Here is a 13,468-nt window from a genome sequence, read left to right on the forward strand (position 1 = left end):
GAGAGCCACACCGTCGCAGCAGGGGGGGTACGGAGCCGCAAGGCTCTTCTTTCGAGGCCCTGTGCGTCGGATTCACGGTGACCGGCAGGTCACCACGGCTGTCGGACCCGCGACCGGGGGGTGGGGTCCGCCGGCCGCGCCGAGGGAGGGATGCCCGCCGGGCCGCGGAAGGAACCACGATCCGGCCAGACGGGGGCGGCCGGATCGTGTGCGCGGGCATCCCTCCCCAGCGGCGGACTCACCGGTGCTCGATCAGGCGGCGGGGGTCCCGTCGCGTAGCGACTTCAGCAGCGCGATGTCGTTGCGGTAGTCCTCGGCCTTGCCCGGCACCTCGATGCACAGCGAGACCCCGGCGGCCAGCGGGTGGCGCAGGAGCTCGGCGAACGGCTCCACCCCGATGTGCCCCTGGCCGATCTTCTCGTGCCGGTCCTTCTTGGAGCCGCAGACGTCCTTGGAGTCGTTGGCGTGGATCAGCTTGAGCCGCCCGGGAGCCACCTGGTGCAGGGCCTCCAGCGTCTCGCCGACCCCGCCGGGCGCGGCCAGGTCGTGCCCGGCGGCGAAGGCGTGGCAGGTGTCGAAGCAGACCCCGGCCTTCGGGTGCCAGTCGAGCGCCGCCAGGTAGGGCTCCAGGTCCTGGACGGTCGCGCAGAGCATCGCGCCCTGCCCGGCCATCGGCTCCAGCAGCAGGTCGGGCCCGTCCTCGGGGATCTCCTCCAGCAGCGGCAGCAGGTGCTCGTGCAACTGGCGCATCGCCTCCTCCCGCGTCTGGGTGACGGCCGAGCCGGTGTGCACGACCACCCCCTTCGCGCCGGTCTCGACGCCGCGCTGCAGCGTGTAGCGGGTCAGGGCGATGGAGCTGGCCAGCGTCTCGGGATTGGGCGAGCCGAAGTTGACCAGGTAGGGGATGTGGATGAAGCTCTCCACGCCCGACTCGGCGAGCTTGGCGTCCTCCTCCGGCTTGCCGGCGGTGAGCGCCCAGGCGCGCGGGTTGGTGACGAAGACCTGCATCATCTCGGCGCCGATGTCGGCCATGTAGGTCAGGCCGCCCGTCGCCAGGCCGCCGGCGACGGAGACATGCCCGCCGATCAGGGATTTCGAAGTCATGATGGCCTCAGTTTAGGCGGGCCGGGACCTGCTCAGCCGCCGGACTTGAACTCCGCGTAGTACTCCTTGAGCGGCTTGAGACCCGCCTCGGCGCGGCGCTTGTCCACCTCGGCCTCGTTCTCCAGGCCGATCTGCGGGCGGGGCGCGCCGTCGGGGCCCAGCTCGATCTGCGTGCCGTACACCTGGGGCTTGCGTTCGGCGACGCGCACGCGGTCGGTCAGGTAGGCCAGGTCGCCCTTGCTGGCGTCGCCCTGCTCGACGGCGGTCTTGAGCAGGGCCAGGGCCCGCTTCTGCACGTCGAGGCGCTGGTCGGCGTGCTGAGCGAGGACCCAGGCGGCGCTGGAGCCGTCCTTGCCGACCAGCTTCCAGCCGGGCCAGCCGTACTGGTCGAGGATCTGCTCCAGGCGGGCGGTGTTCTCCTTCTCCACCCGGTCGAACTGCTCGGGCGAGGCGGTGTCGGTGCGTTGCTTCTGGTCCTTGTCCAGCAGCCTCAACAGCTCGGCGCGAAGCTGCGGGTTGCTGGGCGGGGGGAGTTCTTCCTCGCCGCCGCAGGCGGTCAGCGCCAGCAGCAGCGCGAGGAGGCAGAGGGGCAGAATGCGCATGCCTCATCCCACCCGGCGGACCGGGGCGAAGTCCACCCTTCGGCAATCTTGGAGCATGCCACGAAAGGCTCTGGTCAAGGGGCGCGGCGTTTCGGAGTTCTCGATGCTGGACCGGGCAGGTCACCCCTGTGTGTACTGCTGGCATGCCGATCGAGCCGACCGACGCGGAGCTGCTGAGCTGCTGTTTCGCGCCGTCCTTCGCCCGGGCCGTGGCCGCCGGGAGCCCCTACCGCGACGCCGCGGAGCTGGGCGACGCCGCCGAGAAGGCCGTGCTCGCCCTGGAGTGGGACGAGGTGCTCCAGGCCCTGTCGGCCCACCCGCGCATCGGTGAGCGGCCGCAGGGGGAGGGCCGCGAGGCCGCCTGGTCGCGGGACGAGCAGTCCGGCGTGCAGGAGAGCACGCGCGCGGCGCTGGCCGAGGGCAACCGGGCCTACGAGGAGCGCTTCGGCCACGTCTACCTGGTCTGCGCCAGCGGGCTGCGCGGCGAGGAACTGCTGGCCCGGCTGCGCACGCGGCTGGCCAACGACGAGGAGCGCGAGCACGAGGTGGTCCGGGCGGAACTCGCCAGGATCGCCCGGCTGCGGGCGGAACGGCTGGCCGGATGAGCTTCTCCTCGCACGTGCTCAACGCGGCCACCGGCCGGCCCGCCGCCGGGGTGGCGGTCCGGCTCGAACACGAGGGCGCGGTGGTCGGTGAGGGCCGCACCGACGCCGACGGGCGGGTCTCGGGCTGGCAGCCGGGCGCGGGCGTGCACCGCGTGGTCTTCACCGACCTGCCGTTCACCTTCTACCCCGAGGTCGCGATCACCTTCGTCATCGACGACCCGGCCGGGCACTACCACATCCCCCTGCTGCTGAGCCCGTTCGCCTACTCGACCTACAGAGGGAGCTAGCGTGAGGTTAATCCTCGGTCCCAACCGGTACGGCAAGGCCGAGACCCGGCTGGTGCGGGTGACCAGGGACGGCTCCCTGCACCACCTGAAGGACCTCAACGTCAGCACCTCCCTCGCCGGGGAGATGACCGAGGTCCACCTGACCGGCGACAACGCCGCCGTGCTGCCGACCGACACGCAGAAGAACACCGTCTACGCCTTCGCCAAACGGCACGGCGTGGGGCAGATCGAGGAGTTCGCGCTCCTGCTGGCCCGGCACTTCACCGAAGGCCGGCCGACGATCCACCACGCCCGCGTCGCCGTCGAGGAGTACGCCTGGCAACGCCGCGGCGAGCACTCCTTCGTGCGCGCCGGCACGGAGGTGCGCACCTGCGTGGTCCACCACGACCGCGACGGCCGCACCAGCGTGGTCTCCGGGCTGAAGGACCTGGTGGTGCTCAACTCCACCGGCTCGGAGTTCCACGGCTACCTGGTCGACGAGTACACCACGCTCGCGCCGACCACCGACCGGATCCTGGCCACGGCGGTCACCGCGCAGTGGCGGCACGCCTCCGCCGAGCCGGCCGACTACGCCAAGTCCTACGAGGCGGTCCGCGAGTGCCTGCTGGAGGCCTTCGCCGGGACGCACAGCCGCTCGCTGCAGCAGACGCTCTACGCCATGGGCGCGCGGGTGCTGGAGAGCCGGCCGGAGGTCTGCGAGATCAGGTTCCAGATGCCGAACAAGCACCACTTCGCCGTCGATCTCGCCCCGTTCGGCCTCGACAACGACAACGAGGTGTTCTACGCCGCGGACCGGCCCTACGGGCTGATCGAGGGCGCGGTGCTGCGCGAGGACGCCCCTGACGCCGCTTTCGCCTGGGAGTGAACCCTATGGACTTCCTTCGCCCCACCACCTGGGCCGAGGCCCTGACCGCCAAGGCCGAGCGGCCTGACGCGCTGCCGCTGCAGGGCGGCACGGACGTGATGGTGGAGCTCAACTTCGACGTGCGCCGGCCGGCGGCGCTGCTCGACCTGACCGGGGTGGCCGAGCTGGCCGCCTGGGAGCTGGTCGAGGGCGCCTACCGGATCGGGGCCGGCGTGCCGTACGCGCGGATCATCGACGAGCTCGGCGGCGAGCTGCCGGGCCTGGCCCAGGCGGCGCGGACGGTCGGCTCCCCGCAGATCCGCAACCGCGGGACGGTCGGCGGCAACCTGGGGGCGGCCTCGCCCGCCGGGGACAGCCACCCGCCGCTGCTGGCGGCCGGCGCGACGGTCGAGGTGGCCTCCGCCGCCGGGACCCGGATGATCCCGGCGAGCGAGTTCTACCTCGGGGTCAAACGCAGCGCGCTGCGGCCCGACGAGCTCATCCGCGCGGTGTGGATCCGCCCGGCGGCCGGCCCGCAGTACTTCTCCAAGGTCGGCACCCGCAACGCGATGGTCATCGCGGTCTGCTCCTTCGCCCTGGCCCTGCACCCGGCGGAGCGCCGGGTGGGCACCGGGATCGGCTCGGCGGCGCCGACGCCGCGGCGGGCGCTGGAGGCGGAGGAGTTCCTGGCCGCCGAGCTCGACTGGGAGGCCAGGCTCGACCCCGGCGTGCTGCGCCGCTTCGGCGAGCTGGCCGCCGCGGACGCCTCGCCGATCGACGACGTGCGCGGCACCGCCGGCTACCGCACGCACGCGCTGGCGGTGCTGGCCAGGCGGACGCTGACCTGGGCCTGGAACGACTACCGGAAGGCACGAGCGGCATGAGAGTGAACTTCACGGTCAACGGCCGTCCCGAGGCGGTCGACGACGTCTGGGCAGGGGAGAGCCTGCTGTTCGTGCTGCGCGAGCGGGTCGGGCTGCCCGGCTCCAAGAACGCCTGCGAGCAGGGCGAGTGCGGCTCGTGCACGGTCTACCTGGACGGCACGCCGGTGTGCGCCTGCCTGGTGGCCGCCGGGCAGGTCGAGGGGCGCGAGGTGCGCACGGTCGAGGGCCTGGCCGGGCCCGAGCGGCTCGACCCGGTGCAGGAGGCGTTCGTCGAGTGCGGGGCCGTCCAGTGCGGCTTCTGCACGCCCGGCCTGGTGGTGCAGGCGCACGACCTGCTGGCCCGGGTGCCCGAGCCGTCCGACGCGGAGATCCGCGAGGCGCTGGCGGGCAACCTGTGCCGCTGCACCGGCTACGAGAAGATCCTCGACGCGGTACGGCTGGCCGCGCGGCGGAAGGCCGCTCTGTGACCACGCAAGTGATCATCGAGAACGTCCACATCGCGCCGGTCGCCGGCCCCGAGATCGAGCGCGGCTACCTCCGCATCGAGGGCGACCGGATCGCCGCGCTCGGCCCCATGTCCGAGCTGGCCGCGGACGGGAGCGCCACCCGGATCGACGGGCGGATCGACGGGCGCGGCTGCCTGGCCACGCCCGGCCTGGTCAACACCCACCACCACCTCTACCAGTGGGCCACCCAGGGCCTGGCCCAGGACGCCACCCTCTTCGAGTGGCTGAGCGCGCTCTACCAGGTGTGGGCGGCCATGGACGCCGAGGTCGTGCACGGCGCGGCCCGGGCCGCGCTCGGCTGGCTGGCGTTGTCCGGCTGCACGCTGACCAGCGACCACCACTACCTGTTCCCCAAGGGCCGGGGCGAGCTGTTCGCCGCCGAGGTCGAGGCGGCCCGCGAGCTCGGCCTGCGCTTCCACCCGGCCCGCGGCTCCATGGACCGCGGCCGGTCCAAGGGCGGCCTGCCGCCGGACATCGTGGTCGAGACCATGGACGAGGCCCTCGCCGCCACCCAGGAGGCGATCGACGCCTACCACGACCCGTCCTTCTCCTCGATGCTGCGCGTGGCGGTCGGGCCCTGCTCGCCGTTCACCGTCAGCCGCGAGCTGATGACCGAGGCCGCCGCCCTGGCCAGGGCCGCCGGGGTGCGGCTGCACACCCACCTGGCCGAGACGGTGGACGAGGACGAGCACTGCCTGAAGCAGTTCGGGCTGCGGCCGGTGGACTACATGGCCGAGCTCGGCTGGCTCGGCCCGGACGTGTGGTTCGCGCACAGCGTGCACCTCAGCGACGAGGACATCGCCCGCTTCGCCGCCACCGGCACCGGCTCGGCGCACTGCCCCTCCTCCAACGGCCGGCTCGGCGCGGGCATCGCCCGGGTGGCGGAGATGCTGCGGCAGGGCGCGAACGTCGGCCTGGGCGTGGACGGCAGCGCCTCCTCCGAGCTGACCCCGCTGGCCGGGGAGATGCGCCAGGCGCTGCTGATGCAGCGGGCGCGGTACGGGCCCGCCGCGCTGAGCGCGCGCCAGGCGCTCGAACTCGGCACCCTGGGCGGGGCGCGCAACCTCGGCCGCCAGGACGAGCTCGGCACCCTGGAGCCCGGCAAGCTGGCCGACATCGCGCTGTGGCGGGTGGACGGGCCGTTCACCTCGGCGGTGGCCGACCCGGTCTGCGCCCTGGTCTTCGGCCCGCAGCCGCCGCTGGCCCGCCTGCTGGTCGGCGGGCGCACGGTGGTCGAGGACGGCGAGCTGCGCACCGCGTCCCAGGACGAGGTGGGGCGCGCCGGGGTGGCCGCCCGTGACCGGCTGCTCGCCCGGGCCCGGGAGCAGGGCTTCACCGTGCGCACGGAGGTCCATGGCTGAGCCGCCGCGGACTCAGCGGGCGGCGGCGTGGGCCAGCGCCGACGGCGTCCGGCAGCCGACGATGGCCGGCGCCTCCCGCACCAGCGAGTCGTCGGTGGCCGCGGCCACCATGAACAGCGCGAAGTCCACCCGGCGGGTCAGGTTGCTGGCCAGGACCGGGTCGCCGATGTGCCGGCTCCACACCGGCAGCCCCTGGCTCTCGCCCTCCTCCAGGTCGCTGCCGCGCACCACGGTCCAGCGCCGGTCGCTGGCGAAGATCCGCCGGCAGGCCTCCACCTGGTCGTCGATCTCGGCCAGCCGGATGCCGCGCGCCAGCCAGGTGAACAGCTTGACGAAGGCGCGGAAGCGCCGGGTGTAGACGTCGAGGCCGTCGCGGGTGATGTGCCAGCCGCAGGAGAAGATCAGCCGGGCGTCCGGCTCGGCGTGGTCGAGCACGGCCTGGGCGGTGCCGCTGGAGTACCGCTTGACGCCCCACGGCACGAGCACGGTGAGGACGGCGTCGCAGCCGGCCACCGCCCGGGCGATGACCTCGCGCGAGTCGGTCGGCCCCGGCACGACGGTGATGCGCCCGGCGAAGCGGTCGAGCTTGGGCACGCTCTTCTCCCGGCAGACCCCGACCACCTCGTAGCCCCGCGCCAGGCAGTGCTCGATCATGTAGCGCCCCAGCTTGCCCGAGGCTCCGACGATGCAGACCTTCATGCGATTCCCCCGATGACGACTTTGCCGCGGGCCCGGCGGCTCTCCACGTGCCGCAGTGCTTCCCGGACCTCGGCGAACGGATAGGTGCGGTCGAGCACGGGCCGGACGCGGCCCGCCTCGACGAGGGCGGCCAGCCGGCGCAGGCTCTCGCCGGACGGCTGCCAGGAGACGCTGGTGAGCCGCTGGCCGACCAGGCGGTCGAGCACGGCGGCGCGGGCGAACTGGCCGAGCGGCCCGAGCACCCGACCGCCGCCGGCCATCCCGCCGACCAGGGCGAGCGTGCCGCGCGGGGCGAGCACGCGGCGCATCCGCCGCAGCGGCTGGTTGCCGATCAGGTCGATCAGCAGGTCGTAGCGCTCACCCAGGCGGGTGAAGTCCTCGCGGGTGTAGTCCACGACCTGCTCGGCGCCGAGCGAGCGGACCAGCGCGGCGTTGCGCGTGCTGCACACCGCGGTGACCTGCGCGCCGAAGGCCCGGGCGAGCTGCACCGCGAAGGTGCCGATGCCGCCCGCCGCGCCGTTGACCAGGACCCGCTGCCCGGCGCGCAGCCCCTGCAGCGCGGCCAGTGCGGTCAGGCCGGCCATCGGCATGGCCGCGGCCTCCTCGAAGGAGAGCGCGGCGGGCTTGTGCGCCAGCACGCTGTCCGGGACGCGGGCGTACTCGGCGAAGGCCCCCAGCTTCACCACGCCGAAGACCTCGTCGCCCGGCTGGAAGGCGGTGACCCCGGCGCCGGTCCGCTCGACCACGCCGGCCAGGTCGGCGCCGAGGACCGAGCCCGGCTTGGGCCGCCGCAGGCCGGCGACGCCGCGGACGATCATCGGGTCGGCGCGGACGTGCCGCCAGTCGTAGGGGTTGACCGAGGCGGCGTGCACCCGCACGAGCACCTCGCCGGGGCCGGGCTCGGGCGCCGGGACGTCCTGGAGCTCCACCACGTCGGGCGAGCCGTAGCGATCCCAGACCCAGCCCTTCATGCGCGTCGTACTCTGTAAGGTTCCCATACCTCGTAAGGCTGCCATACGCCGTAAGGAAGTCAAGGGGTGGTGCTGAGAGAGTTCTCAGGCGAGCCGGCGCCGCTCCAGCCCGTCGAGCAGCAGATCGAGCCCGAACTCGAACTCCGCCTGGTCGTCGCACCAGCTCAGCGTGGTGTCCGGGTCGTCGTGCGCGATAGCCGCGAGCATGCCCGCCAGATTCTGGTAGCGCTGTCCCATCTGCGCCATCAGTTCCTCGTCGGTGTCACCCGGCTCGTCCGGCTCGAACAGCTCCTGGGCGAAACCCATCGCCCGGCTGCCCAGCGCGTGCAGCGCGTGGTGCGCCAGATCCCAGGAGAACCCGCCCGCCCGCAGGATGCCGAGCACGCCGTCGAAGTAGGCGATGGTCGGCTCGGCGATCGCCGTACGGGTCTGGATCACCGCGGGCGCCCAGCGGTGCTTCAGCAGCACCTGGCGCGCGGCCAGGATCCGCTCCCGCAGCGCCCCCCGCCAGTCGGCCGCCGGATCGGGCCCCTCGACGGCGCCGGCCGCCTCCAGGATCTCGCCGACGACCACCTCGACGATGCCGTCGAGGATCGCCTCCTTGTTGGCCACGTGGTGGTAGAGCGACATCGGCTCGACGCCGAGCTCCTGCGCCAGCCGCCGCATGGTCAGCGACTCGACCCCCGCCGCGTCGGCCAGCGCGACCGCCGTCCGCAGCACGCGCCGCCTGCTCAGCGGGATGCGCGGCCGCTCGTCAGTCTCGTCCTCGATCCACATCTACCGCGCCAACTCCTTCTCCAGCGGGGTGCGGAAGCGCGGGGTGACCTTCGCGCCGCCGAGCCACTCGCCCAGGGCCGCCGCCTCGCGCCCGATCGCCGCCTCCGCCTCGCCGCCCACGTCCTCCAGCAGCCGCCAGCCGATCTCGCCGTCCGGCCGGCTCGCCCAGCCACCGACGATACGCCCGTTCCACCAGACCGTCGGGCCGATGTTCCCGCTGCGGTCGAACAGCGGCGCGCGGTGCTCCTCCGGCAGGTAGAAGCCGCGCTGCTGCCAGCCCATCGGCGCCGGGTCGAGCGCCGGCAACAGCGCCGCCCACGGCTCGGGCTCGGCGACCGGCTCCACGTCCTCGGGCAGCACGTACCCCGTGCCCTCCGCCAGCTCCACCGCCACCGCGCCGGCCGCGGCCAGCGCCTTGCGGGTGTCGCCGGCCGTCCAGCCGGTCCACCACTTCACGTCCGCCTCGGTGCCCGGGCCGAAGGCGGCCAGCCACCGGCGCACCAGCTCGGCCTGCGCGGCCCTCGGGTCCAGCTCGGGGACGGCGGGCGCGGGCGCCCAGTTGTGCTGCCCGCTGATCCAGGTGCCCGAGGTACGGCTCCGCCGTACGATCCGGTGCTCCATGCCCAGCAGCGTGATCAGCCGCGAGGCGATGGCCTGGCGGGCCTCGTACGGCTTGCCGGGGAAGAAGACGAGCTGCTCGCGCAGCCGCGGCTCCAGCACCCCCAGCCGGTTGACGCTGATCTCGCCGTGCTCCTCGACCAGCTTCACCACCGACGCCTCGACGTCGGCGAGCTCGGCCTCGCTCCACGTCAGCCCGCCCTCGGCCAGGTGCTTGAGCAACTGCTTGCGCTCGCGCGCCGCGATCGCCGCGGTCGAGGAGACGTGCACGACCGGCGCCAGCTCGGCCGGCACGACGAACACCGTGCGCCGCATGCCGTGCAGCCGCACCAGCGACCCGTCGTAGAGCTCGCGCTCCAGCCGCTCCAGGGCCGGCGCGGTGACGCGCGCCCCCGCCGACAGGTAGACGGTCGCCGGATCGGTGGCGTGCAACGCCACGACCGCCTCGGCCGCCGCGGCCACGGAGTCCACCCGGGCGGCCAGCGCGTGCCGGACCCCGAGCCGGGCGCGGCGCTCGGCCGCGTTGATGGTGCGTGCCTGGTTCACAAGCCCGATTGGACCATGGCACAACTCCCGGCGGCGAACCGGCGGCGCGCTTCGGAGCTCCCGCCGCTGGCCCCGGCGGGGCCGGTCCGGGTCTACTGGGGCCCGGGTGTGATGATGGGCACGCCTTCCCGCCCGCTCGCACCGGGCGGGAAGGCGCGTCCGTCCATTCTTCATCATCGCCCTTTCATCATCGTCACGGGAGTTCGCAGTGGGTGAGCACGTCCTGGTCGCGCCGGACAAGTTCAAGGGGTCGCTGACCGCCGCCGAGGTGGCCGGGCACGTCGCCGCCGGGCTGGGGGTGCGGGCCGTCGAGCTGCCGGTCGCCGACGGCGGCGACGGCACCGTGGACGCGGTGGTCGCCTGCGGCTTCGAGCGGATCGGCGTCGAGGTGGCCGGGCCGCTGGGCGAGCCGGTCCCGGCCGCCTACGCCAGGCGCGGCGACACCGCGGTCATCGAGCTGGCCGAGGCCTCCGGGCTGCGCCGGCTGACCGGCGAGCTCGCGCCGCTGACCGCGAGCAGCCACGGCACGGGCGAGCTGATCGCGCACGCGCTGCGCTCCGGCGCCCGGCGGATCGTCCTCGGCCTGGGCGGCAGCGCCTCCACCGACGGCGGGGCCGGGATGGTCACCGCGCTCGGCGCCCGCCTGCTCGACGCCGACGGCCGGGAGCTGGCGCCGGGCGGCGCGGCCCTGCGCGAGCTGGCCCGCATCGACCTGTCGGGCTTCGCCGACCTGTCCGGCGTCGAGGTGGTCGTCGCCAGCGACGTGGACAACCCGCTGCTCGGCCCGCACGGCGCCGCGGCGGTCTACGGCCCGCAGAAGGGCGCCGGGCCCGGCGAGGTCCGGCTCCTCGACGCCGCGCTCGCCCGCCTGGCCGCCGTCGCCACCCACACCCACGGCCTGGTCGGCGCGGTCGAGCACGACGGCACCCCGCGCCCGATGGGCGTCGCGGGCGCACCGGGCGCGGGCGCGGCCGGGGGAGTGGGCTTCGCCGCCCTGGCCTTCCTCGGCGCGGAGATCCGGCCCGGCATCGACTACCTGCTCGACCTGCTCGGCTTCGGCGAGCACCTGCGGGACGCCCGGCTGGTGATCACCGGCGAGGGCTCGCTGGACGAGCAGTCGCTGCGCGGCAAGGCCCCGGTGGGCGTCGCCCAGGCCGCCGCCAAGGCCGGCGTGCCGGTGGTCGCGGTCTGCGGCCGGCGCTCGCTCGACGACGCCGACCTGCGCGCGGCCGGCTTCGAGGCCGCCTACGCGCTCACCGACCTGGAGCCCGACCCCGCCCGCTGCATGGCCGGGGCGGGACCCCTGCTGGAGCGGCTTGCCGCCCGGATCGCGGAGGCGCATCTGGCATGAACGACCTGGTCATCCGCTCGACGCGGGTCATCACCCCGTCAGGGGAGCGGGCGGCGGCGGTAGCCGTACGGGACGGGAAGATCGTGACCGTCGCCGCGCATGACGCCGCCCTGGAGGCGGCCGAGCAGCTCGACCTGGGCGCCGTGGCGCTGCTGCCCGGCCTGGTCGACACGCACGTGCACGTCAACGAGCCGGGCCGCACCCACTGGGAGGGCTTCGCCTCGGCCACCCGCGCGGCCGCCGCGGGCGGCGTCACCACGATCGTCGACATGCCGCTCAACTCCGTCCCGCCGACCGTCACCGCCGCCGCGCTGGCGGTCAAGCGCGCCGCCGCCGACGGGCAGTGCGCGGTGGACGTGGGTTTCTGGGGCGGCGTCGTGCCCGGCAACCTCGACGACCTGGAGGACCTGCACCGGGCCGGCGTCTTCGGCTTCAAGTGCTTCCTGTCGCCCTCCGGCGTCGAGGAGTTCCCCCACCTGACCCTCCCCGAGGTACGGCAGGCGATGGCCCGGCTGGCGGGCTTCGGCGCCCTGCTGGTCGTGCACGCCGAGGACCCCGAGCTGCTCACCGAGCCCGCCGGCCCCGGCTACCGGGACTTCCTCGCCTCCCGCCCCGCCTCGGCCGAACGCCGGGCCGTCGAGCGGGTGATCGAGCTGGCCCGCGAGAGCGGCGTCCGCGCGCACATCCTGCACGTGTCGAGCGCCGACTGCCTCGAACCCCTGGCCCGCGCCCGCGCCGAAGGGCTGGCGGTCACCGCCGAGACCTGCCCGCACTACCTCACCCTGGAGGCCGAGACGGTGCCCGAGGGCGGCACCGCCTTCAAGTGCTGCCCGCCGATCCGCGAGCGCGGCAACCGCGACCGGCTCTGGGCGGGCCTGGCCGACGGCACGCTGAGCTGCGTGGTGTCCGACCACTCGCCGTCCACCGCCGACCTCAAGGTGCCCGACTTCGCCCGCGCCTGGGGCGGCATCTCCTCCCTGCAGCTCGGCCTGGCCGCGATCTGGACCGAGGCGGCCGCCCGCGGCCACGGCCTGGCCGACGTGACCCGCTGGATGGCCGCCGGGCCCGCCGCGCTGGCCGGGCTGAGCGCCAAGGGCGCCATCGAGCCCGGCAAGGACGCCGACCTGGTCGCCTTCGACCCCGACGCCGCCCAGCCGGTCGACCAGCACCGCCTCCACCACAAGAACCCGGTCACCGCCTACCACGGCCGCACCCTGCGCGGCGTGGTCACCGCGACCTGGCTCCGGGGCCGCCGCCTCCGCCCCGACGGCCCGCCGCTCGGCACCCTCCTGCAGAAAGGCAGCTCCTGACGTGTCCTTCACCTCCCTGCCCGACCTGGCGCTGCGCAGCCTCGGCGGCGCCGTCATCGCCGCCAACGACGAGTCCTTCGCCGAGAAGGAGAGTCTCATCCGGCCCGGCCGGCCCGGCTTCCGCGCCGAGACCTTCGGCAACAAGGGCCAGGTGTACGACGGCTGGGAGACCCGCCGCCGCCGCGAGCCCGGCCACGACTGGGCCGTCGTCCGGCTCGGCCTGCCCGGCGTGATCCGCGGCGTGGTCATCGACACCGCGTGGTTCAAGGGCAACTACCCGCCGCACGCCTCCGTCGAGGCCAGCGCCGACCTGGAGACCTGGGTCGAGATCGTGCCCAGGAGCGAGCTCAAGGGCGACGCGGAGCACCTGTTCGAGGTCGACGACGAGCGCCGCTACACGCACGTGCGGCTGAACATCTACCCCGACGGCGGCGTGGCCCGGCTGCGGGTGCACGGCGAGGTGCGGGCCGACCTGTCGGTGTACGACGGGCTGAGCCTCGACCTGGCCGCGCTGGCCAACGGGGGGCTGGTCACCTCGTGCTCGAACCAGTTCTACTCCTCGCCCAACAACGTCATCGCGCCCGGCCTGTCCCGGCACCAGGCCGAGGGCTGGGAGACCGCCCGCCGGCGGACCGAGGGCAACGACTGGCTGGTCATCCGGCTGGCCGGGCGCGGCGTGATCCGGCTGGCCGAGATCGACACCACCAACCTGATCTACAACGCGCCCGGCTGGGTCTCGCTCACCGGCCTCGACGGGCCGCGGGAGATCGAACTGCTGCCCAGGACGCCGCTCCAGCCCGACGCGCCGCACCGCTTCCGCCTCACCGACGCCCCGCCGGTCACCCACGTGCGGGTCGACATCTACCCCGACGGCGGCCTGGCCCGCGTCCGCCTGCACGGCCACCTCACCCCAGAAACGTGACCGCCACGCGATGGTCTTGATCGCCGCCGGGTGCCAGTCGAAGTCGTGGACCCGGCGGTGTGCACGCGCATGCCTCCACTA

The 13,468-nt window shown here is 74.3% G+C and carries 15 protein-coding genes; 9 read left to right on the forward strand and 6 right to left on the reverse strand.

Annotated features, from left to right (window positions below; all coding sequences use genetic code 11):
• Positions 1-252 precede the first annotated feature (252 nt).
• Positions 253-1,104, reverse strand: a complete 852-nt coding sequence (locus ACIBG7_RS09700; protein WP_357924189.1) for a deoxyribonuclease IV — start codon at positions 1,102-1,104, stop codon at positions 253-255.
• Positions 1,105-1,136: 32 nt separating this feature from the next.
• Positions 1,137-1,706: a DUF6624 domain-containing protein gene (locus tag ACIBG7_RS09705; protein ID WP_397335779.1), complete on the reverse strand. Its 570-nt coding sequence runs from the start codon at positions 1,704-1,706 to the stop codon at positions 1,137-1,139.
• A 143-nt stretch (positions 1,707-1,849) separates the two neighbouring features.
• Between ACIBG7_RS09705 and uraD the strand changes: the two genes are divergently transcribed.
• The 6 genes from uraD to ACIBG7_RS09735 are packed head-to-tail and all read left to right on the forward strand — an operon-like array spanning position 1,850 to position 6,193.
• Complete coding sequence (gene uraD, locus ACIBG7_RS09710; protein ID WP_397335780.1) at positions 1,850-2,311, forward strand: 2-oxo-4-hydroxy-4-carboxy-5-ureidoimidazoline decarboxylase; 462 nt, start codon at positions 1,850-1,852, stop codon at positions 2,309-2,311.
• Positions 2,308-2,598, forward strand: coding sequence for a hydroxyisourate hydrolase (locus ACIBG7_RS09715; RefSeq protein ID WP_357924195.1), 291 nt, complete (start codon positions 2,308-2,310; stop codon positions 2,596-2,598). The genes uraD and ACIBG7_RS09715 overlap by 4 nt, the downstream gene beginning before the upstream one ends.
• A 1-nt stretch (position 2,599) precedes the next feature.
• Positions 2,600-3,463, forward strand: a complete 864-nt coding sequence (pucL, locus tag ACIBG7_RS09720; RefSeq protein ID WP_357924197.1) for a factor-independent urate hydroxylase — start codon at positions 2,600-2,602, stop codon at positions 3,461-3,463.
• A gap of 5 nt (positions 3,464-3,468) precedes the next feature.
• A complete protein-coding gene (locus ACIBG7_RS09725; RefSeq protein WP_397335781.1) occupies positions 3,469-4,326 on the forward strand; it encodes an FAD binding domain-containing protein in 858 nt (285 codons plus the stop codon).
• On the forward strand, positions 4,323-4,793 hold the full coding sequence (locus ACIBG7_RS09730; protein ID WP_357924201.1) for a (2Fe-2S)-binding protein: 471 nt from the start codon (positions 4,323-4,325) through the stop codon (positions 4,791-4,793). The genes ACIBG7_RS09725 and ACIBG7_RS09730 overlap by 4 nt, the downstream gene beginning before the upstream one ends.
• A complete protein-coding gene (locus tag ACIBG7_RS09735; protein WP_357924203.1) occupies positions 4,790-6,193 on the forward strand; it encodes an 8-oxoguanine deaminase in 1,404 nt (467 codons plus the stop codon). The genes ACIBG7_RS09730 and ACIBG7_RS09735 overlap by 4 nt, the downstream gene beginning before the upstream one ends.
• A 12-nt stretch (positions 6,194-6,205) precedes the next feature.
• Here ACIBG7_RS09735 and ACIBG7_RS09740 read toward each other — a convergent pair whose 3' ends face one another.
• From ACIBG7_RS09740 to ACIBG7_RS09755, 4 genes are all read right to left on the reverse strand, one after another.
• Positions 6,206-6,892 (reverse strand): NAD(P)H-binding protein, encoded by a 687-nt coding sequence (locus ACIBG7_RS09740; RefSeq protein ID WP_357924205.1) that lies wholly within the window; start codon positions 6,890-6,892, stop codon positions 6,206-6,208.
• Positions 6,889-7,863, reverse strand: coding sequence for an NAD(P)-dependent alcohol dehydrogenase (locus ACIBG7_RS09745; protein ID WP_397335782.1), 975 nt, complete (start codon positions 7,861-7,863; stop codon positions 6,889-6,891). Before ACIBG7_RS09745 ends, ACIBG7_RS09740 begins: the two co-directional genes overlap by 4 nt.
• Before the next feature lie 84 nt (positions 7,864-7,947).
• Positions 7,948-8,640 (reverse strand): TetR/AcrR family transcriptional regulator C-terminal domain-containing protein, encoded by a 693-nt coding sequence (locus ACIBG7_RS09750; protein WP_357924208.1) that lies wholly within the window; start codon positions 8,638-8,640, stop codon positions 7,948-7,950.
• Positions 8,641-9,804 (reverse strand): winged helix DNA-binding domain-containing protein, encoded by a 1,164-nt coding sequence (locus tag ACIBG7_RS09755; RefSeq protein ID WP_397335783.1) that lies wholly within the window; start codon positions 9,802-9,804, stop codon positions 8,641-8,643. It abuts the gene before it with no gap.
• A 208-nt stretch (positions 9,805-10,012) separates the two neighbouring features.
• Between ACIBG7_RS09755 and ACIBG7_RS09760 the strand changes: the two genes are divergently transcribed.
• From ACIBG7_RS09760 to alc, 3 genes are read left to right on the forward strand one after another with little or no spacing between them, the layout of a single operon-like run.
• Positions 10,013-11,155, forward strand: a complete 1,143-nt coding sequence (locus ACIBG7_RS09760) for a glycerate kinase (RefSeq protein ID WP_397335784.1) — start codon at positions 10,013-10,015, stop codon at positions 11,153-11,155.
• Complete coding sequence (gene allB / locus ACIBG7_RS09765) at positions 11,152-12,465, forward strand: allantoinase AllB (RefSeq protein ID WP_357924214.1); 1,314 nt, start codon at positions 11,152-11,154, stop codon at positions 12,463-12,465. The genes ACIBG7_RS09760 and allB overlap by 4 nt, the downstream gene beginning before the upstream one ends.
• Before the next feature lies 1 nt (position 12,466).
• Entirely contained in the window at positions 12,467-13,387 is a 921-nt protein-coding gene (gene alc / locus ACIBG7_RS09770) for an allantoicase (RefSeq protein ID WP_397335785.1), read from the forward strand.
• The last annotated feature ends 81 nt before the right edge of the window (positions 13,388-13,468 follow it).

Source organism: Nonomuraea sp. NPDC050328, assembly GCF_044459405.1.
Taxonomy (GTDB): domain Bacteria; phylum Actinomycetota; class Actinomycetes; order Streptosporangiales; family Streptosporangiaceae; genus Nonomuraea.